Below are 19,717 nucleotides of genomic sequence, written 5' to 3'. Positions count from 1 at the left end.
ACCGATGTCCTTTCCTCTGCTGACAGCGACGGCGGCGCTCCCGGCGATCGGGGCGATCGCCACGGCCGCCGTGCCGGCCGCGCGCCGCACCGCCGCGAAATGGCTGGCGCTGCTCGTCTCGCTCGCCACCCTCGCGCTGGCCGCCGTCGTCCTGGTGCGCTTCGACCCGGACGGCGACCGTTACCAGCTCACCGAGTCCCACGCCTGGATCAAGGACTTCGGGGTCCGCTACGAACTGGGCGTGGACGGCATCGGGGTGGCGCTCGTCGCGCTGACCGCGCTGCTGATCCCGTTCATCATCCTCGCGGGCTGGCACGACGCCGACCCGCTGGAGACCGGCAGCAAGCGGTGGCGGCCGACGCAGGGCTTCTTCGCCCTGATCCTGGGCGTCGAGGCGATGGTGATCATCTCCTTCGAGGCCACCGACGTCTTCCTCTTCTACATCTTCTTCGAAGCCATGCTGATCCCGATGTACTTCCTCATCGGCGGCTTCGGGGACCGGGCCCACGCCGGGTCCGACGAGAACGCGGCGACCCAACGCTCTTACGCCGCGGTGAAGTTCCTCCTCTACAACCTGGTCGGCGGCCTGATCATGCTGGCCGCGGTCATCGGCCTCTACGTGGTCGCCGGGAACTTCAGCCTCCAGGAGATCGCCGAAGCGCGGGCCAACGGCACGCTCGACATGGCGACCAACACCGAACGCTGGCTGTTCCTCGGCTTCTTCTTCGCCTTCGCGGTGAAGGCGCCCCTGTGGCCGCTGCACACCTGGCTGCCCAACGCGATGGGCGAGGCCACCACCCCGGTCGCCGTGCTCATCACGGCGGTCGTCGACAAGGTGGGCACCTTCGCGATGCTCCGCTTCTGCCTCCAGCTCTTCCCGGAGGCCAGCAAGTGGGCGACGCCCGCGATCCTCGTCCTGTCGGTGATCAGCATCATCTACGGGGCGCTGCTCGCGGTCGGCCAGCGGGACATCAAGCGGCTGGTGGCGTACGCGTCGATCTCGCACTTCGGCTTCATCATCATGGGCATCTTCGCGATGACCAGCCAGGGCCAGTCCGGGGCGACGCTCTACATGGTCAACCACGGGATCTCGACGGCCGTGCTGATGCTGGTGGCCGGCTTCCTGATCTCGCGGCGTGGCTCGCGGCTCATCGCCGACTACGGCGGGGTGCAGAAGGTCGCCCCGGTACTCGCCGGCACCTTCCTGATCGGCGGCCTGGCCACGCTGTCGCTGCCCGGGCTCGCACCGTTCGTCAGTGAGTTCCTGGTCCTGGTCGGCACGTTCGCGCGCTACCCGGCGATCGGCATCATCGCGACCTTCGGCATCGTGCTCGCCGCGCTCTACACCCTCGTCCTCTACCAGCGGACGATGACGGGCCCGGTGAAACCGGAGGTCTCCGCGATGCCCGACCTCAGGGTGCGGGAACTCCTGGTCGTCGCCCCGCTGATCGTGCTGTTGATCTTCCTGGGCGTCTACCCGAAGCCCGTCACGGACATCGTCAACCCGGCGGTGAAGTCGACCATGTCCGACGTACACAAGAAGGACCCCCAGCCCGAGGCGGAGGCGGCCAAGTGAGCGCAACAGTCGTCCACAGCCTGTGGACAACCGCGGCCGACCCGATCACGAAGATCGACGCGCCGAAGATCGAATACGGGCAGTTGTCGCCCACCCTGATCGTCCTGGGCGCGGCGCTCATCGGGGTGCTGGTCGAGGCGTTCGTCCCGCGCAGAGCCCGCTACCACGTCCAGTGGATCATGTCCGCTCTGGCGCTGGTCGGGGCCTTCGTGGCGGTCGTCGTGCTCGCCGCGAACGGATACGCCACGACCAAGTCCGGCATCGCGGCCATGGGTGCCATCGCCGTCGACGGACCGGCCCTCTTCCTCCAGGGCACGATCCTGCTGGCGGGCCTGGTCGGCCTGTTCACCTTCGCCGAGCGGCGGCTCGACCCCGAGACGCACGGCAACCGCACCGACTCGTTCGCGGCCCAGGGCGCCTCCGTGCCGGGCAGCGACAGCGAGAAGGCCGCGGTGAAGGCCGGGTTCACCACCACCGAGGTGTTCCCGCTGCTGCTCTTCGCGGTCGCGGGCATGCTGATCTTCCCGGCGGCCAACGACCTGCTGACGCTGTTCGTGGCCCTGGAGGTCTTCTCGCTCCCGCTGTACCTGCTGTGCGCACTGGCCCGCCGCAAGCGGATCATGTCGCAGGAGGCCGCGGTCAAGTACTTCCTGCTCGGCGCGTTCGCCTCCGCGTTCACCCTGTTCGGCATCGCCCTGCTGTACGGCTACGCGGGCTCGGTGTCGTACGGCACGATCGCCAAGGTCGTCGACGGCACGATCGCCACGGTCGACCCGGCGCTCGCGGACACCATGGGCAACGACGCGCTGCTGCTGATCGGCGCCGCGATGATCATCATGGGCCTGCTGTTCAAGGTGGGCGCGGTGCCGTTCCACATGTGGACGCCGGACGTCTACCAGGGCGCACCGACCCCGGTCACCGGCTTCATGGCGGCGGCGACCAAGGTGGCCGCGTTCGGCGCGCTGCTGCGGATCCTGTACGTGGTGCTGCCCGGCCTGCGCTGGGACTGGCGGCCGGTCATGTGGGCCGTCGCGATCGTCACCATGCTGGGCGGTGCGATCGTCGCGATCACGCAGACCGACATCAAGCGGCTGCTGGCGTACTCCTCGATCGCGCACGCCGGCTTCATCCTCGCGGGTGTCATCGCGACCACGCCGGACGGGGTGTCGTCCGTCCTCTTCTACCTCGCCGCGTACTCGTTCGTCACGATCGGCGCGTTCGCCGTGGTGACACTGGTCCGTGACGCCGGCGGCGAGGCGACGCACCTGTCCAAGTGGGCGGGGCTGGGCCGTCGTTCGCCCCTGGTGGCCGCCGTGTTCGCGGTGTTCCTGCTGGCCTTCGCGGGCATCCCGCTGACCTCCGGGTTCGCCGGGAAGTTCGCCGTGTTCAAGGCGGCGGCGGAGGGCGGCGCCGCGCCGCTGGTCGTGGTCGGTGTGATCTCGTCGGCGATCGCGGCGTTCTTCTACATCCGGGTGATCGTGCTGATGTTCTTCAGCGAGCCGCAGCCGGACGGACCGACGGTCGCCGTGCCGTCGCCGCTGACGATGACGGCGATCGGAGTCGGCGTGGCCGTCACGCTGGTGCTGGGTGTGGCGCCGCAGTACTTCCTCGACCTGGCGAACCAGGCGGGAGTGTTCGTGCGCTGACCTGCGGTGCGTGTGCGCCGGGCCCCGGTTTTCCCGCGAGGGAGCCGGGGCCCGACGCGTTCGGCCAGGGCCGGGGTCACGGCGGGCCCTCCTGAGACACCACCCCGGCCTGTGGATAACTCCGACGCTGTCAGTCCGGACGCCTATCGTGGAGGCAGTGATCGAGGGACGACATACGGGGGACGGAACAATGGGCGGGATGGGCGGGATCAGCGAGATGCCAGGGGTGACCGACAGCGAGGCACTGGCCACGCTCCACCGGGTCTTCGGATACGAGGCCTTCCGCGGCGAGCAGGAAGAGATCATCGAGCATGTGGTCGCCGGCGGGGACGCCGTCGTCCTCATGCCGACCGGCGGCGGCAAGTCGCTGTGCTACCAGATTCCGTCCCTGGTGAGACCCGGCACGGGCATCGTCGTCTCACCCCTCATCGCGCTGATGCAGGACCAGGTGGACGCGCTCAGGGCACTCGGTGTGAGCGCCGGGTTCATGAACTCCACGCAGGACTTCGACCAGCGCCGCGCGGTGGAGGCCGAGTTCCTGGCCGGAGAGCTGGACCTGCTCTACCTCGCCCCGGAGCGGCTGCGGCTCGACTCCACGCTGGACCTCCTCTCGCGCGGCAAGATCGCGGCCTTCGCCATCGACGAGGCGCACTGCGTCTCGCAGTGGGGCCACGACTTCCGGCCCGACTACCTGGCTCTGTCCCTGCTCGGCGAGCGCTGGCCGGACGTGCCGCGGATCGCGCTGACGGCGACGGCCACGCATGCGACGCATCAGGAGATCACCCAGCGGCTGGGCATGCCGACGGCCCGGCACTTCGTGGCGAGCTTCGACCGGCCCAACATCCAGTACCGGATCGTGCCGAAGTCCGACCCCAAGAAGCAGCTGCTCGCCTTCCTGCGGGAGGAGCACGCGGGCGACGCGGGCATCGTGTACTGCCTCTCGCGCAAGTCCGTGGAGGCCACGGCAGAGTTCCTCTCGCGCAACGGCGTCGAGGCCGTCCCGTACCACGCCGGTCTGGACGCGGGCACCCGCGCCGCCCACCAGTCCCGGTTCCTGCGCGAGGACGGCCTGGTCGTGGTGGCGACCATCGCCTTCGGCATGGGCATCGACAAGCCGGACGTCCGCTTCGTCGCCCACCTCGACCTGCCCAAGTCGGTCGAGGGCTACTACCAGGAGACGGGCCGCGCGGGCCGCGACGGGCTGGCCTCGACGGCATGGATGGCGTACGGCCTCAACGACGTCATACAGCAGCGGAAGATGATCCAGTCCAGCGACGGCGACGAGGCGTTCCAGCGCCGGGCCGCCTCCCACCTGGAGTCGATGCTGGCACTGTGCGAGACGGCTCAGTGCCGGCGCGGGCAGCTGCTGAACTACTTCGGTCAGGAGCCCGGCCAGGCGGGCTGCGGCAACTGCGACACCTGTCTCGTCCCGCCCGAGACCTGGGACGGCACGGTCGCCGCCCAGAAGGTGCTGTCGACGGTGGTGCGGCTGCAGCGGGAGCGGGGGCAGAAGTTCGGGGCGGTGCAGATCGTCGACATCCTGCTCGGCAAGCGCACCGCCAAGGTCATCCAGTTCGACCACGACCAGCTGTCCGTCTTCGGTATCGGCGAGGACCTCTCCGAGGGTGAATGGCGGGGCGTGGTCCGGCAGTTGCTGGCCCAGGGGCTGCTCGCGGTCGAGGGGGAGTACGGCACCCTGGTGCTGACCGAGGCGAGCGGCGAGGTGCTGCGGCGAGAGCGGGAGGTCCCGCTGCGCAAGGAGCCGAAGAAGCAGGCGACCGCCAAGTCGGCCTCCTCGTCCGGGCGGGGCAGGGCCAAGGCCCCGGTGGCCGAGCTGCCCGAGGCACTGGTCCCGGCGTTCGAGGCCCTGCGTGCCTGGCGCGCCGAGCAGGCCCGTGAGCAGGGCGTCCCGGCGTACGTCATCTTCCACGACGCCACGCTCAGGGAGATCGTCACGGCGTGGCCCACGTCGGTGACGCAGCTCGGGAGCATCGGCGGGGTCGGTGAGAAGAAGCTCGCGACGTACGGGGAGGGCGTGATCGGCGTGCTGGCTGCCCTGGACGGGGGTCCGGCACAGGACACCGCACAGGACGCCGCGCCGGCCGGGACCGGCACGGCGACCGGCACGACGGACGACCACTGGCCCGAGATGGACGCCGAGCCCGAGCCGGAGGACTGGATATAGGGCCCCGGGCGCGGACGATGCCGGCGGTCCCGGGGCTCCGGTCGTTGGTGCGGGTGGTTTCTAGGGCCGGTTCTGCAGGCCCTTCGCCGCATACGCCCTGACGTCCGCGTCCGAGTCCGTCGTCGCCGTGGCCAGGGCCGCGCGGGCGTCCTCGGTGCCGGTGAGCCGGGTCAGGGCGAGGACGGCGGCCTTGCGGACGTCGGCGTTCGGGTCGGCGAGGGCCTTGGCGAGGGCGGGGACGGCCACGTCCGGGTCGGCGGCGGACAGCGCCGTCGCCGCACCTGACCGGACCTGCCACGCGGAGGCCGACAGGGCGGTCACGGCACGGGTGGCGAGCGGTGCGGGGCAGCCGGTGGTGGCCAGCGCCCCGTAGGCCGCGCCCTGCACCAGCGCGTCGGGGTCCTCGGTGAGCCGGGTCAGAGCGTCGAGGACGGCATCGAGCGGGCGTTCCGCCGACACCGTCGCCAGCGCCTTGGCGATCGTCACCCGGACCTCGCGGGACGGATCGGTGACCGCCGCGCGGGCCAGCTCGGCTGCGGCGTCCACCGAGACGAGGGCACGGACGGCCTCGATGCGGACGGCGATGTCCGAGTCGGTCAGGGACCCGGCGAACAGCTCGGCGTCCCCGAGGCGCAGGGCACGCAGGACGTCCAGGGCGGCGGCGCGGACGACCGGGTCGGACTCGGCCAGAGCGGCGGCCAGGCCGTCCCGCAGGGTGGGCTCCGGGAGAAGCGTCTCGACGAGTTCCCGCAGGGAAGCGGCCGCGGCGGCCCGGACCTCGGGGGCGGGGTCGCGGAGTGCGTCCGCGAGGGCGGGTCCCGTTCCCGGCGGCACCGTCTCGGTGAGGACGGCGACGGCCTCGCGGCGCACCGCAGCCACCGGGTCGGCCAAGTAGGGCCGCAGGGCGTCGAGTTCGGGCTCCTCCTCGGCGAGGGCGACGAGTTCGAGGATGCGGCCGGAGACCTGCTCGGCCGGTGCCGCCTCCGACGGGCCGGGACCACCGAGCGGTTCGGCTCCGTCCGCCCCGGTGTCGAGGAGTCCGGTCGCGACCGGGGCCAGGTCCCTGGAGCCGGCCGTGGCCACGTCCTCGGCGTGCACCTCGCCGATGTGCCGGGAGGGACCGCCGACCGGCGTGAACTCGTCGATCGGGACCAGATAGGGAGCCACGGGACGAGCCGTGAACTCCATCGCACCGGAGGGGGACTTGTGCAGGTCGAGGTGGTGGAACCAGGAGGCGTCGTCGCGCTGAGGGTGGTCGAGACGGTCGTGGTAGAGGCCCCAGCGGGACTCCGTGCGGGCCAGGGACGCGCGCGCGGCCATCTCCGCGCAGTCGCGGATGAAGGAGACCTCGGCGCAGCGCATCAGCTCGTGCGGGGTCTGCGCGCCCATCGCGGCGATGTCGGTGTGCATGCGCTCGAACGCCTCCAGGGCGAGCGAGAGTCGCGCGCCGGACTTCGGCGGGGCCACGTAGTCGTTCACGAAGCGGCGGAGCTTGTACTCGACCTGGGGCTGCGGCGGGCCGTCCGGGTTGTGCAGCGGGCGGTAGATCAGTTCGTGCGCCTCGCGGAGCTGGTCGAGCGGCAACTCCCCTTCGTACGGGGCGTACTGGGACGCGTCCGCGCCCGCGAGGTCACCGAAGACGAACGCGCCGATCATGTAGTTGTGCGGGACGCAGGCCAGGTCGCCGGCGGCGTAGAGGCGCGGCACGGTCGTACGGGCGTGGTCGTCGACCCGTACGCCGGAGGCCGAGTGGCCGCCGCACAGGCCGATCTCGGAGATGTGCATCTCGATGTCGTGGGTGCGGTAGTCGTGACCGCGGCCCTCGTGGAAGGTGCCCCGGGTGGGCCGTTCCGTGGAGTGCAGGATCGACTCCAGGGACGAGATCGACTCCTCCGGAAGATGGCTCAGCTTCAGGTACACCGGGCCCCGGTCGGAGGCGACCTCCGCCGCGAACTCGGCCATCATCTGACCGGACCAGTAGTCGGAGTCGACGAAGCGTTCGCCGTGCCGGTTGACCTGGTAGCCGCCGAAGGGGTTGGCGACGTAGGCGCAGGCGGGGCCGTTGTAGTCCTTGATCAGCGGGTTGATCTGGAAGCACTCGATGCCCGTGAGTTCGGCGCCCGCGTGGTAGGCCATGGCGTAGCCGTCGCCCGCGTTGGTCGGGTTCTCGTAGGTGCCGTACAGGTAGCCGGAGGCGGGCAGGCCCAGGCGGCCGCAGGCACCGGTCGCCAGGATCACCGCGCCCGCGCGGACCGTGACGAAGGCACCCGTGCGGGTGTTGAGGCCGACCGCGCCCACGGCCTGCCCCTCGGCGGTCAGCACACGCACCGGCATCACCCGGTTCTCGATGCGGATCCTCTCCCGCATCTCGCGCCGCCGCAGCTGCCGGTACAGGACCTTCTTGACGTCCTTGCCCTCCGGCATCGGCAGCACATAGGAGCCGGAGCGGTGGACCTGGCGGACCGCGTAGTCGCCGTGCTCGTCCTTCTCGAACTTCACGCCGTACGACTCCAGGCGCTGCACCATGCCGAAGCCACGGGTGGCGGTCTGGCGGACGGTGGACTGGTCGACGATGCCGTCGTTGGCGCGGGTGATCTCGGCGACGTAGTCGTCGGGCTCGGCGCGGCCGGGGATGACCGCGTTGTTGACGCCGTCCATGCCCATGGCGAGGGCGCCGGAGTGCCGGACGTGGGCCTTCTCCAGCAGGATGACGTTCGCGCCGTGCTCGGCTGCGGTCAGGGCGGCCATCGTGCCGGCGGTGCCGCCGCCGATGACGAGGACGTCGCAGGTGAGCTCCTCGGCCTCGTCGAGGGCCGGAATCTGCAGAGGGGTGTCCACCAGGGTGCCTTTCACGTGCCGAGCGAGGAGAGGACGTCGCGCCGCAGCGCCACACGCGCGGGATCGTCGTGCGCCGTACGGTCGCGGGGGCGCGGGACGTCGCGTACGGCGGTCAGCCGGCCGTTGCCGAGGAGCGCCACGCGGTCGCCGAGGAACAGGGCCTCGTCCACGTCGTGGGTGACGAAGACGACGGTCGCGCCCGTGCCGTGCAGCACCTCGACCAGCAGGTCCTGCATGCCGGCGCGGGTCTGGGCGTCGAGGGCGCCGAAGGGTTCGTCCATCAGGACGGCACGGGGGCGGCCGGCCAGGGCGCGGGCCAGCTGCGCGCGCTGGCGCTGCCCACCGGAGACCCGGTGCGGCAACTGCTGGGCGCGGTCGGCGAGTCCGACCCGGTCGAGCCACGACTCGGCCTGCGTGCGCCGTTCGGCGCGCGGCAACCCCTTGATGGCCAACGGGAGTTCGACGTTGGCGCGCAGGGTGCGCCAGGGCAGGAGGGCGTCCTCCTGGAAGACCAGGGCGCGCTCGGCGCTGGGCCTGGTGAGGGGCCGGCCGTCCTGGGCGACCTCGCCCCCGAGCAGCGGGAGGAGGCCGGCCAGGGTACGCAGCAGTGTCGACTTGCCGCAGCCGGAGGAGCCGACGACGGTGACGATCTCACCGGCGGCGATGTCCAGGTCGACGCCGGTCAGCACGGGCGCGTCGGGGCGGCCCAGGTCGGCGGCGGTGAGGGTGAGGCGGGTACCGCGGACGGAGGTGGCCGCTGCGGGGGCCGCCTGGTTCAGGCGGGTCCTACCGCCGGTACCGGAAGCCTTCGGCGACGTACCGATCGCCTCGGACGTGTCAGACGAGGTGCTCATCGTGTGCCTCCTCGGTCCTGGAAGCGGGTGGGGACGGCTCGGCGTGCGCGGCGGTGGCGGGCACCCGCGTGACGCCGCCGGCCGGGGTGGCAGCGCCGGGCCGGGAGCGGCCGGTGCCGTCGTACGACGTCCGCGGCAGCCAGCGCGTCAGCCGGCGGCCCAGGAGTTCCACGGCCGTGGAGGTGAGCCAGCCGAGGACGCCGATGGTGACCATGCCGACGAAGACGCCCGCGTAGTTGACGACGGTGTAGTCCTGCCAGGTGCGGTAGCCGACGCCGTACTGACCGGAGATCATCTCGGCGGAGATCACACAGATCCACGAGACGCCGATGCCGACGGACAGGCCGCCGAAGATGCCGGGCAGGGCGCCCGGCAGGACGACCGAGGCGAGGATGCGCCACCGGCCGCCACCCATCGTCTGCACGGCCTCCTCCCACACGGGGGTCAGCGCGCGGACCGCGTGCCGGGTGGAGACGAGGACGGGGAAGAAGGCGGCGGTGAAGGTGATGAAGACGATGCCCTGCTCGTTGGAGGGGAACAGCAGGATCGCGACCGGGACCAGGGCGATCGCCGGGATCGGGCGGATCACCTCCAGCACCGGTCCGAGCAGGTCCTCGGCGAGACGCGAGCGCGCCACGAGCACGCCCGTCGCCACGCCGAGCACCGCGGCGAGGAGGAAGCCGGTGAGGATGCGGGTGAGGCTGTCGGTGAGGTCCGTCCAGTAGTCGGCGCCGGACAGCCGGTCGGCGAAGGTGCTCGCCACGTCGGTGACCGTCGGGAACTGCGAGAAGCGCAGCCACAGATCGATGTCCAGGCTGGTCAGCAGCTGCCACAGACCCAGGGCGGCGGCGAGCGCGGCCAGCCGGATCACGAACCGGCCCGCCCGCCGCGGATACCGGGGCCGGAACCCTCCGGCCCCTGGTGCCCGCCCGCTCACGACGCCTGCTCCAGGGCGTCTGCGTACGAGACGATCCGGGCGCCACCGTGCGCGGAGACGTAGGCGTTCGCGGTCTCCGGGGCGACGAAGGGGAGGAGCTGGTCGCCGTCGGACACCCAGACCGCCTTGTCGGCGAACCACAGGGTGCCGGTGGTGGCGTCGGGGACGTAGGCGGCGCGGATGCCGGCCCGGTGCGCGGAGACGTACGCCAGGAGTTCGGCGGGCGTCTTGAAGCTCCGGGTCTCGGCGGCGCCCTTGGGCCAGACCTCGCTCGCCGCGGCTGCGGGCGCGGCGGACAGGCGCTTGGTGTAGTCCGCGCCGAGGGCCTTCTTGACGTACTGGTCGTCGACGAAGGAGTCCACGTCCACGTCGCCGGTCAGCTTGGCCGCCTTCAGGACCGAGACGTCCTCCTTCAGGGCGGCGACCAGCTGGGGCTTGACCGCCGGGTCGAAGGTGGCGATGCCGTGGGCGCCGTTGTAGAGGTAGACCACCTCGGCGGGCAGGGAGGTGGCCTTCGCGACCTTCTCGGCGGCGGCGACGGGGTGGTCGTTCAGATAGTCCGTGGCCTCGGCCTGGGCCTTGAGGAAGGCCTCCAGGACGGCGGGGCGGTCCTTGGCGAAGTCCTCGCGGGCGGTGACGCCGTGGAAGGTGGGGAGGTTCAGTTCGGCACCGTCGTACAGGGCCTTCGCCTTGCCCTGGTAGGCGAGCAGACCCGGCCAGGCGACGAACTGCGACAGCGCGTCCGTGCTGCCCGCCGACAGGGCCGAAGCGCCCACCGCGGGCTGCTGGTTGAGCTTCTCGATGCCCTTGTCGGGATCGATTCCGGCCCGCTGGAGGGCCCGGACGAGGGTGCCGTCGGCTGCGGAGCCGATGCTGGTGGAGACCTTCGTGCCGCGCAGGTCCTTCAGCGAGGCGAGCTTCGAGTCGGGGGAGGTGACGATCGTGTTGAGACCGCCGCGGAGGTTGTAGCCGGTGACCGAGACCAGGCGGGTGGGCTTGCCGAGCTGCTTGCCGCGGGCCGCGTTGATGAGGAGCGGGAAGTCGCCCATCGAGCCGATGTCGATCTTCCCGGCGGTCATCTGGGCGGTGATCGGGGCGCCGGTGGCGTAGTCCTGCCAGTCGACCTTGTAGGTCTTGCCGTCGTGCAGCGAGTTCAGCTCCTTCTCGAAGTAGCCGAGGGAGCGCAGCAGGGTGCCGGCGGTGACCGTGTTGATGGTCTTGGACTGGTAGCCGACGGTGACGGTGACCGTGGATCCGTCGCCCGCCTGCGCGCTGCCACCGCAACCCGCCAGGGGGAACAGAAGGAGGGCGGCAAGGGCGGCAACTGATGTGTTTCTCATGGGAGTTCGCCTCTCACCGGAGCAGATAGGGCATGTTGACCGTGACGGCTCCGGTGGGACAGCGGGCCGCGCACGGTCCGCAGTACCAGCACTCGTCGACGTGCATATAGGCCTTGCCGCTGCTGTTGTCGATGGCCAGGGAGTCCAGCGGGCACATGTCCACACAGAGCGTGCAGCCGTCGATGCACTTCGACTCGTCGATGGTCACGGGCACGTCGGCCCGCTGGGGCACCAAGGGCATGGCTGTCTCCAGGAATGTGCGAGCAGGGGGTTCTACAGGGAGCGGTGCAGCAGGCCGCTCATCGTGATGCGGTCGCCGCGGAAGCGGATGAACTCCAGATCCACCGGGCGGCCGTCGGCGAGGTGCGTGAGGCGTTCCAGCATCAGGACGGCCGCGCCGCGCGGGGCCTCCAGTACGGCGGCGGAGTGGGCGTCCGCGTTCACCGCCTCCAGGGTGATCTCGGCGTGGCCGAGACCCTGGCCGGTGATCGTCTCCAGGAGCCGGAAGACGTCGGTGTTCTCCAGGTCGGCGCCGAGCAGGGCGGTGCCGATGTCGAGGGGGACGTAGGTGAGGTCGAGGGAGAGCGGAAGGCCGTTCAGGCGGCGCAGGCGCTCTATGTAGAGGACGTCGGTCCCGGGGGCGACCTGGAGGCGCCGGGCCACCGGGTGCGGTGCGGGGGCGGGGCCCATGGTGCGGACCTCGTTGGTGACCGTGCCGTGTTCGCGGAGGGTTTCCGCGAGGCCCATCAGACGGTCCAGGCCGTGGGGGTACTTGTGGCCCACGACCACGGTGCCGACGCCGGGGAGGCGTTCGACCAGGCCTTCGGCGCGGAGCAGGTCCAGGGCTTGGCGGACCGTGTTGCGGGAGGCGCGGTAGTCGACGGCGAGGGTCGTCTCGTGGGGCAGCGTGCCGTCCGGGAAACCGTCGGTGAGGAGCTGGTGACGGAGGAGATCGGCGAGCTGCCGTGCCTGGTCCGCGCGCAGCCGGCGCCGGGCGCGGGCGGCGACGGTGGTCGCGCCCTGGCCGGCGTGGTCCCGGATACGGTCGGTGGATGGCATGGCTGGAACCATACCTAGACGGTAGGAAAGGCAGTGTTGCGGAATTGTTGCGCCACCTGACGCCATGACAGATAAGTGGCTGACCTGCGGTTTCCGGTGCCATGGGGTGACATGTGCCACCTGGTGAAGGAACCAGCCACGACCGCACCCACGTGGGGGCGCGGGGAACTGCGCGGCCCGCCCCCACCGGCCCGCAGCCGAAATCCGACCGTCTGCGCCGGGGACCGTCCCGTCGGCCTACGCCAGCGCCGACAACCCCGGCCCGAACACGATCAGCAGCGGCAGCAACGGCACCAGCGCAGCCGTCGCCGTGGTCAGCGCCCGCTGCCGCCGCAGCAACCGCGGCGGAGGCTCCAGCAGCCGGTCGACCCGCTCGCCCAGCAGCCGATGGCTGGACGCACACGACAGCACCCCCCGGTGCTGGTTCAGCTCGATCAAGGCCAGCGCGGTGGTCAGATGACCGCACCGGCGGGACGCCGTGTCGTCCGCCGCCAGCTCCACCAGGCGGTGCGTCTGGTCGCAGAAGTGGGCGAAGAGCGGCACCCGCGGGAACCCCGTGGCCAACGCGGTGGAGAGGTGCAGCAGCCAGTCGTGGCGGGCGCGCGCATGCCCCCGCTCGTGGGCGAGGACCGCGTTCAGCTGGTGGTCGGTGAGGCGGTGGAGCGCACCGGTCGTCACGATCAGCTGCGGCGGGTTGCCCGGCATCCACCAGGCGTCCGGATACTCGTCCTCCAGGACGAGAAGCGGACCGCGGGACCCCGCGTCCAGCCCGGCGGGCAGGTCCGGCGCGCGTTCCCGCAGATGCGCACGGGCGACATCGTGCCGCCGGCGGGCCTCGGCCAGTTCACGGCCCAGCATGGCCGTGGTCCACGCGGCCCCGCTCGCCAGCAGCAGGGTCAGCGCGGCGGCCCAGACCGGCGCGGCCGAGAGGTCGTACGCCGCGGTCACGGCCGGCGGCGCCGGGGCGAACACATGGTCGCGGACCGTGTGGAAGACCGCTGCCGCCCCGAGCACCAGCGCCGTGAGGCAGCACAGCAGAACCGTGGCGACCAGGCACTGCCACACCCACAGGCCGACCACCGGTTCGCGTTCGGGCCACGAGGCCCGTGTGAGCGCACGCGGAACCGGCACGGCGGCCGCTGCAGCGACGGTGCTGAGCAGGAGCAGGCAGAGGATCATGCCACGGGCTCCGGATCCTGGTCGGAGGAAGGGGAGGAGGCGCAGAGACGGAGTGGTGCGGGTGAGGCGGGTTCGAAGCGGCGGCCGTGCGTCGTCCCACGCGTGCCGCCCGCCGCCAGTATGCCGGGAGCGGACGGCTTACGGCAGGAATCGGGCAAGCCCGGGCCTCTCACGCACCCCCGGCGCACTCACGCATCCCGGGAAACCACCCGCCCCGCCACCTCTCCCAGCCCCACCCGGACCCCGTCCGGCCCGGGAGCCCACGCCGACATCGTCACCACGTCCCCGTCCTCCAGGAACGTCCGCTTCCCGTCGGGGAGTTCCAGCGCGTCCCGTCCGTTCCAGGTCAGCTCCAGCAACGACCCCCGCTCTCCCGCGGAGGGGCCGCTCACCGTCCCCGACCCGTACAGGTCACCGGTCCTGAGCGACGCGCCGTTCACCGTCATGTGCGCCAGTTGCTGGGCCGCCGTCCAGTACATGGTGGAGAAGGGCGGCTCCGACACCACGTGGCCGTTGATCGCGACGGAGATCCGCAGGTCGTACCCTCCGGGCTCCGCGTCGGACACGGTGTCGTCCAGATACGGCAGCAGTTCGTGCGTCCGCTCGGGAGGTGCCACCCGGGCCTCCTCCAGGGCGTCGAGCGGGGTGATCCACGCCGACACCGACGTGGCGAAGGACTTGCCGAGGAACGGGCCGAGGGGGACGTACTCCCAGGCCTGGACGTCCCGCGCCGACCAGTCGTTGAGCAGGCACAGCCCGAAGACGTGCTCCCGGAAGTCCGCGAGCCCGACGGGCCGCCCGAGCTCCGACGGCACGCCGACCACGAAGCCGACCTCCGCCTCGATGTCGAGCCGCACGGACGGGCCGAAGACGGGAACGGCGTCGGAGGGGGCCTTGCGCTGCCCCGACGGTCGTACGACATCCGTCCCCGACACCACCACCGTCCCCGCGCGGCCGTGGTAACCGATCGGCAGGTGCTTCCAGTTGGGGGTCAGGGAGTCGGCGGCGTCGGGCCGGAAGATCCGGCCGACGTTCCGCGCGTGATTCTCGGAGGCGTAGAAGTCGACGTAGTCCGCGACCTCGAAGGGGAGGTGGAGGGCGACGGACGACAGCGGGTGGAAGAGGCCCGCGATCGTCTCCTGGTGCGCCGGCACCGTCACCCACGCGGTCAGTGCGCGCCGGACGTCAGACCAGGCCGTGCGGCCCGCGGCCAGCAGCGGACCCAGCGAGGGCTGGGCGAGCAGGGAGACATAAGGGGAGCCGAGGGCGGCGGCCGCCGCGCCCGCGTCGAGGACGCGGTCGCCGAGACGGACGCCGACGGTCCGCTGGGAGGACGCGGTCGAGAAGACTCCGTACGGAAGGTTGTGCGGACCGAAGGGATCGCCCTCGGGCACGTCGAAGGGGACATCGAAGGGGGGCATGGGTGCTGCCTCGCTCTCGCGCATGCCGTGCGGTGCAGGTGGTCGCGCCACACGTTACGTCTGAGCCGTCCGTCGCGGGAGTGCCTAAAGGGTTAGCAATACGGCTAAAGAGTTCGCAATGTCCTGTTACGGGATAGTCGGAGGCTTCCATTCCGGCTTAGCGTCCTTTGCGAGACACGGACGGGATGGGTGGGATCGCGTCCGTCGGGGGACGCGTGGGGGGACCGTGGCCAGGAGTGCGAGCAGTGTGCCATTCAGGGCTGACCAGGACGTACCGGCCTTGATCGTCAAGTTCGGCGACTACCCGCTGCACCACGGCGGCGTCGGCGCGATCCGCAGCCTGGGCCGCCTCGGTGTGCCCATGTACGCCATCACGGAGGACCGTTTCACACCCGCGGCCGCCTCCCGATACCTCACACGCGCGTTCGTCTGGCCCACGACCGGCACCGAGGACCCGGGCCGGCTGATCGAGGGACTGATCCGGATCGGGCGCCGCATCGGCCGCCCCGCCGTCCTCGTACCGACCGACGAGGAGGCCGCGGTCCTGATCGCCGAACACCAGAGCGACCTCCTCGGCCGTTTCCTCTTCCCGCGCGTGGAGCCCGCCCTGCCACGGCGCCTGGCCAGCAAACAGGGCCTGCACGAACTGTGCGTGGAACACGGCATCGCGAGCCCGGAGGCCGCCTTCCCGCAGTCGTACGACGACATCGTGGCCTTCGCCGAGAAGGCCCGCTTCCCGGTGGTGGCCAAGAACCGCGAGGCGTTCGTACGCCGCACGCGGCCCGCGGTCAACGGCACGACACGCATCGCCACCCGTGAAGGGCTGCTCGCCCTCGCCCGTGACTGGGGCGAGCGGCCCGGGGTGATCCTCCAGGAGTACCTGCCCCGGGAGGAGGCCGAGGACTGGATCGTGCACGCCTACTTCGACGCCAACTCCACACCGCTCGCCCTGTTCACCGGCGTCAAGGTGCGTTCCTGGCCGCCGCACGCGGGCATGACGGCGAACGCCTACGTCGTCGACAACCCGGAACTCGCGGACCTCGCCGCACGTTTCATCAAACAGATCGGCTACACCGGCATCATCGACCTCGACCTGCGCTTCGACCGGCGCGACGGTCAGTACAAACTGCTCGACTTCAACCCACGCATGGGCGCCCAGTTCCGGCTCTTCGAGAGCGAGTCGGGGGTGGACGTCGTCCGCGCCATGCACCTGGACCTCACCGGGCGGGCCGTACCGGAGGGGGAACAGCGGGCCGGCCACCGCTATGTGGTGGAGAACATCGACCTGCCCGCCCTGCTCGCCTACCGCCGCAGCGGCTATACGACCCCGCACGCGCCGAAGCGGCCCAGCGGGACCGAGCTGGCCTGGCTCGCGGGTGACGACCCGCTGCCGTTCCTCACGATGCTCGGGCGCTTCGTGCGGCCCGGCGCCAAGCATCTCTACCAGCTGTGGCGGGCCCACCATCGCAGCGCCAAGAAGTGACGACCAGCAACTCGCAAGCAACGCGTACGGCCACGAAGTGACGATGTGACGTCCTGGGGAGGGACTTCGTGATCCATCCGGTAGCAGTCATCGGTGCCGGGCCCTACGGCCTGTCGACCGCGGCTCATCTGCGGGCGCGCGGCATACCCGTGCGCGTCTTCGGCGACCCCATGGTCAGCTGGCGCGACCACATGCCCGTGGGCATGCTGCTCAAGTCGACCCCGGCCGCCTCCAGCCTCGACGCGCCACAGCGCGGGCACACCCTCGCCGACTACTGCGACACGGCGGGCATCCCCCGGCTGGTGACCGACGAGGACATCATCCCCGTGGAGACCTTCATCGCCTACGGACAGTGGTTCCAGCAGAAGCTGGTGCCCGATCTGGAGCAGGTTCGGGTGGTGTCCGTGGACCGCAGCGAGCAGGGCGGCTTCCAGCTCAAGCTCGACTCCGGCGAGGCGTTCACCGCGCGGGCGGTCGTGGTCGCCACCGGACTGTCCGGGCTTTCCCACCTGCCCCCGGAACTGGCCGCCGCCGCACCGGACGGGCCCGCCCCCGCCGGCGCGCTCTCCCACAGCTCCCAGCACCACGACCTCTCCCGCTACTCCGGCAAGGAACTGATCGTCGTCGGCGCCGGCCAGTCCGCGCTGGAGACGGCCGCCCTCGCGGCGGAGGCGGGCGCGCAGGTCCGGGTGGTCGCGCGCGGACGCGGCAGCGTGGACTTCGGCGCGCCGCCGTGGAAGCAGCCGAGGCTGCGCCCCGAGTCGCCCTTCGGCCGCGCCTGGTCGCTGTGGGCGCTGAGCTACTACCCGCACCCCTACCGCCGTCTCCCGGCCGGCGCCCGCCACTACCTGGTCCGCCGGGTCCTCGGCCCGCTCGGCGCGTGGTGGCTGCGCGACCGCTTCGAGGGCAAGGTGCAGGTCAGCGAGGTGGAGCGGATCCTCGGCGCGGACACCCCGGACGGCCACCCGGCGCTCACGGTCCGCACGCACACAGGAGGCACGGACCGCCTGCCGGCCGACCACGTCATCGCGGCCACCGGCTACCGCGTCGACCTCGCCGCGATGGACTTCCTCGGCCATGAACTGCGCACCGAGCTCGCGGTCAGCCGCGGCACGCCCAGGCTCGGTGCCGGTTACGTCTCCTCCGTACCGGGCCTGTACTTCACGGGCCTCCCGGCGGCGGCGTCCTACGGTCCGGTGATGCGCTTCGTGTGCGGCACGGAGTTCGCCTCCCCGCGACTGGCCCGCCACCTCGCGGCGGCGCACGGCTAGGTGTACCGACCCGTGCGGTCGGGGACGCAGGCGCCGACGGGTGGGTGCCCGCATCCCCGGCCTCACGAGCTGCAGACGTCCTTCAGCCGGTCGGCCGCCGCGTCGATCCGGCTGGAGTCCGGGCTGGTGTCGCCGTTGAGGATGGACTCGTTGTAGTCCTTGATCGCCTTGTCGAGGTCGTCGACGGCCTTGTCGACCCTGCTGTCGCTCGAGTCGTCCTGGATCTTGTTGATCTTGTCGACGTTCTTGTCGATCGTGTCGATGGACTCATCGGTCTTGGACGGGTCCTTCACTGCGTCCCAGCCTGCCTCGTGGATGGACTTGAGGCTGTCGGCGATGGTGTCGGCGTTGGACACGCAGTCCAGGGAGTTGTCCACGTCCCTGGGGTCGCAGCCAGTGGCGAGGACGGCGGTGAGGGCGACAGCGGTCAGAGCGGTGGCGACGGTGAGACTACGGCGACGGCGCATAGCAGTGGCCAACCCTTTCTCGGGGCGGATTTCGGTACGGCCCACGATCCCGCCCCCGCCCCACAGCCACGAGTGACCTGCCTGCCGTATACGGGGTGTAGCCGGCTACACCCATCAAGGGGCGCGGGGAACTGCGCGACCAGCCACGACGCACCCGCACCCGGTGAGCTACGACCGATAACCCCCCAACGTCCGCAACCCCGGCAGTGCCCTGTCCTCGAAGTCGAACAGTGCGAGGTTCTCCCACGCATTGCCCGAGGCGGCGTCCGCCGGATCCCAGCCGCTGCCCGCGCGGTAGGTCCACAGGCCTTCCCAGTAGCAGTAGCAGTAGCCCAGCCCCTGCCCGCCAGGGACGCCGGCGGCGAGGTCGGCCACCGTGCGCAGCCAGGCGGCCTGGCCCGCGGGCGTGGCGGGGAAGCCGTCGGTCAGCTGTGAAGGGCTGTTCATGATGTCGTTGACGTCGTCCTCGCTCTCCAGCGTGAACGGGTACGCCGTCTCGGCGATCACGCACGGCTTGCCGTAACGCGCCGTGATGTCCGCCATGTTGGCGGCGGCGTTCGCGATCGGCCCGTGCCAGAACGGGTAGTAGGACAGCCCGATGATGTCGAAGTCGACGCCGTACGACACGACGTTGTCGAACCACCAGCGGTACAGCCCGTTGTCGCCGCCGTTAGCCAGGTGCAGGATCGTGCGGACGCGCGGGGTGGTGTCACGTGCCGCGCTCAGACCGGCCTTGAGGAAGGCGGTCATGGTGTCGAAGTGCTCCCAGTTGCCCTCGGGCCAGATCAGCCCGCCGTTCAACTCATTGCCGATCTGCACGAGTTGAGCCGGGGTGCCCTGCCGCTTCAGTGCTCCGAGGACGTCGGCCGTGTGGTCGTACACCGCGCGTGTCAGGCCCGCCACGTCCAGCTCCGCCCAGGCGTCCGGCTTGGTCTGGTGGGCGGGGTCGGCCCAGCTGTCGGAGTAGTGGAAGTCGATCCAGATGCCGATCCCGGCCCGCTTCAGGCGCCGGGCGAGCGGCAGGACGTGCGCCTTGGTGTTGTAGCCGTCGGCCGGGTTCACCCACACCTTGAGGCGGGCGTGGGTGACGCCGGCCTGCGCGATCAGGCGGACCGGGTCGGCACGCCGGCCGTCGGCGGTGCGGTACACGGCGCCGTGGTCCTCGTTCTTCGGCAGCGAGGAGATGTCCACGCCACGGATCTCCAGCCGACTCCGGCCGCTCGCCGAAGAGGCACCCGCCGAAGCAGCGGCCGGCGAAGCAGCGGCCGGCGCCGCCCCCAGTACGGGAACGGCCAGCGCGGCGGCTCCGGCAGCGGTGAGAACACTGCGTCTGCGCATCTCAAAGGGTCCTTTCGCGGACGGTCACGGGGATACCGGCTCTGCGGTGACTTCGGTGGCCGGGCAGTGGCCCCAAGGGGGCCCGAGGGAGGGCCGGAGAACGGGGTGAGGGGAGCCGGCGAA

Annotated in this window: 15 protein-coding genes; 5 read left to right on the top strand and 10 right to left on the bottom strand. The window is 71.2% G+C overall.

Features of this window, described 5'->3' with window-relative positions:
• The first annotated feature begins 4 nt into the window (after positions 1-4).
• The 3 genes from ACZ48Z_RS04775 to recQ all read left to right on the top strand — a co-directional run bounded on the left by ACZ48Z_RS04775 (position 5) and on the right by recQ (position 5,407).
• A complete protein-coding gene (locus tag ACZ48Z_RS04775) occupies positions 5-1,576 on the top strand; it encodes an NADH-quinone oxidoreductase subunit M (protein WP_468734320.1) in 1,572 nt (523 codons plus the stop codon).
• The gene (nuoN, locus tag ACZ48Z_RS04770) at positions 1,573-3,222 is read left to right on the top strand and encodes an NADH-quinone oxidoreductase subunit NuoN (RefSeq protein WP_468734319.1); all 1,650 of its coding nucleotides are present in this window, start codon (positions 1,573-1,575) and stop codon (positions 3,220-3,222) included. The genes ACZ48Z_RS04775 and nuoN overlap by 4 nt, the downstream gene beginning before the upstream one ends.
• Positions 3,223-3,412: 190 nt before the next feature.
• A complete protein-coding gene (gene recQ / locus ACZ48Z_RS04765; RefSeq protein WP_468734470.1) occupies positions 3,413-5,407 on the top strand; it encodes a DNA helicase RecQ in 1,995 nt (664 codons plus the stop codon).
• Positions 5,408-5,467: 60 nt separating this feature from the next.
• Here recQ and ACZ48Z_RS04760 read toward each other — a convergent pair whose 3' ends face one another.
• From ACZ48Z_RS04760 to fahA, 8 genes are all read right to left on the bottom strand, one after another.
• Positions 5,468-8,260, bottom strand: a complete 2,793-nt coding sequence (locus tag ACZ48Z_RS04760) for a fumarate reductase/succinate dehydrogenase flavoprotein subunit (RefSeq protein ID WP_468734318.1) — start codon at positions 8,258-8,260, stop codon at positions 5,468-5,470.
• Positions 8,257-9,099, bottom strand: coding sequence for an ABC transporter ATP-binding protein (locus ACZ48Z_RS04755; RefSeq protein WP_468734317.1), 843 nt, complete (start codon positions 9,097-9,099; stop codon positions 8,257-8,259). Before ACZ48Z_RS04755 ends, ACZ48Z_RS04760 begins: the two co-directional genes overlap by 4 nt.
• Positions 9,083-10,036, bottom strand: coding sequence for an ABC transporter permease (locus ACZ48Z_RS04750; protein WP_468734316.1), 954 nt, complete (start codon positions 10,034-10,036; stop codon positions 9,083-9,085). The genes ACZ48Z_RS04755 and ACZ48Z_RS04750 overlap by 17 nt, the downstream gene beginning before the upstream one ends.
• Positions 10,033-11,376, bottom strand: a complete 1,344-nt coding sequence (locus tag ACZ48Z_RS04745; RefSeq protein ID WP_468734315.1) for an ABC transporter substrate-binding protein — start codon at positions 11,374-11,376, stop codon at positions 10,033-10,035. The genes ACZ48Z_RS04750 and ACZ48Z_RS04745 overlap by 4 nt, the downstream gene beginning before the upstream one ends.
• Positions 11,377-11,389: 13 nt before the next feature.
• Positions 11,390-11,617, bottom strand: a complete 228-nt coding sequence (locus ACZ48Z_RS04740; protein WP_007383981.1) for a 4Fe-4S dicluster domain-containing protein — start codon at positions 11,615-11,617, stop codon at positions 11,390-11,392.
• A 32-nt stretch (positions 11,618-11,649) separates the two neighbouring features.
• Positions 11,650-12,435 carry a GntR family transcriptional regulator gene (locus ACZ48Z_RS04735; protein WP_468734314.1) on the bottom strand — a complete coding sequence of 262 codons (786 nt, stop codon included), beginning with the start codon at positions 12,433-12,435 and terminating at the stop codon, positions 11,650-11,652.
• Positions 12,436-12,672: 237 nt separating this feature from the next.
• Complete coding sequence (locus ACZ48Z_RS04730) at positions 12,673-13,614, bottom strand: M56 family metallopeptidase (RefSeq protein WP_468734313.1); 942 nt, start codon at positions 13,612-13,614, stop codon at positions 12,673-12,675.
• Positions 13,615-13,802: 188 nt separating this feature from the next.
• Positions 13,803-15,035 carry a fumarylacetoacetase gene (fahA, locus tag ACZ48Z_RS04725; protein ID WP_468734312.1) on the bottom strand — a complete coding sequence of 411 codons (1,233 nt, stop codon included), beginning with the start codon at positions 15,033-15,035 and terminating at the stop codon, positions 13,803-13,805.
• Positions 15,036-15,282: 247 nt separating this feature from the next.
• On the opposite strand from fahA, the gene ACZ48Z_RS04720 reads away from it, so the two are divergent.
• Together ACZ48Z_RS04720 and ACZ48Z_RS04715 are read left to right on the top strand one after the other, a co-directional pair.
• Complete coding sequence (locus ACZ48Z_RS04720) at positions 15,283-16,518, top strand: carboxylate--amine ligase (protein ID WP_468734311.1); 1,236 nt, start codon at positions 15,283-15,285, stop codon at positions 16,516-16,518.
• A 68-nt stretch (positions 16,519-16,586) separates the two neighbouring features.
• Entirely contained in the window at positions 16,587-17,789 is a 1,203-nt protein-coding gene (locus ACZ48Z_RS04715; RefSeq protein WP_468734310.1) for an FAD-dependent oxidoreductase, read from the top strand.
• A gap of 62 nt (positions 17,790-17,851) precedes the next feature.
• Here ACZ48Z_RS04715 and ACZ48Z_RS04710 read toward each other — a convergent pair whose 3' ends face one another.
• On the bottom strand, positions 17,852-18,256 hold the full coding sequence (locus ACZ48Z_RS04710; RefSeq protein ID WP_468734309.1) for a hypothetical protein: 405 nt from the start codon (positions 18,254-18,256) through the stop codon (positions 17,852-17,854).
• A 168-nt stretch (positions 18,257-18,424) separates the two neighbouring features.
• On the bottom strand, positions 18,425-19,594 hold the full coding sequence (locus ACZ48Z_RS04705; RefSeq protein WP_468734308.1) for a glycoside hydrolase family 53 protein: 1,170 nt from the start codon (positions 19,592-19,594) through the stop codon (positions 18,425-18,427).
• Between the last annotated feature and the right edge of the window lie 123 nt (positions 19,595-19,717).

Source organism: Streptomyces sp. NPDC031225, from assembly GCF_055570355.1.
The sequence above is the reverse complement of the archived record's forward strand: the minus strand, read 5'-3'. Positions and strand labels throughout refer to the sequence as shown.

Coding starts and splice junctions, on each gene's coding strand:
- ACZ48Z_RS04775 (WP_468734320.1), top strand. CDS start 5: ATGTCCTTTCCTCTGCTGACAGCGACGGCGGCGCTCCCGGCGATCGGG.
- recQ (WP_468734470.1), top strand. CDS start 3,413: ATGGGCGGGATGGGCGGGATCAGCGAGATGCCAGGGGTGACCGACAGC.
- ACZ48Z_RS04755 (WP_468734317.1), bottom strand. CDS start 9,099: ATGAGCACCTCGTCTGACACGTCCGAGGCGATCGGTACGTCGCCGAAG.
- ACZ48Z_RS04745 (WP_468734315.1), bottom strand. CDS start 11,376: ATGAGAAACACATCAGTTGCCGCCCTTGCCGCCCTCCTTCTGTTCCCC.
- ACZ48Z_RS04740 (WP_007383981.1), bottom strand. CDS start 11,617: ATGCCCTTGGTGCCCCAGCGGGCCGACGTGCCCGTGACCATCGACGAG.
- ACZ48Z_RS04735 (WP_468734314.1), bottom strand. CDS start 12,435: ATGCCATCCACCGACCGTATCCGGGACCACGCCGGCCAGGGCGCGACC.
- ACZ48Z_RS04730 (WP_468734313.1), bottom strand. CDS start 13,614: ATGATCCTCTGCCTGCTCCTGCTCAGCACCGTCGCTGCAGCGGCCGCC.
- fahA (WP_468734312.1), bottom strand. CDS start 15,035: ATGCCCCCCTTCGATGTCCCCTTCGACGTGCCCGAGGGCGATCCCTTC.
- ACZ48Z_RS04710 (WP_468734309.1), bottom strand. CDS start 18,256: ATGCGCCGTCGCCGTAGTCTCACCGTCGCCACCGCTCTGACCGCTGTC.
- ACZ48Z_RS04705 (WP_468734308.1), bottom strand. CDS start 19,594: ATGCGCAGACGCAGTGTTCTCACCGCTGCCGGAGCCGCCGCGCTGGCC.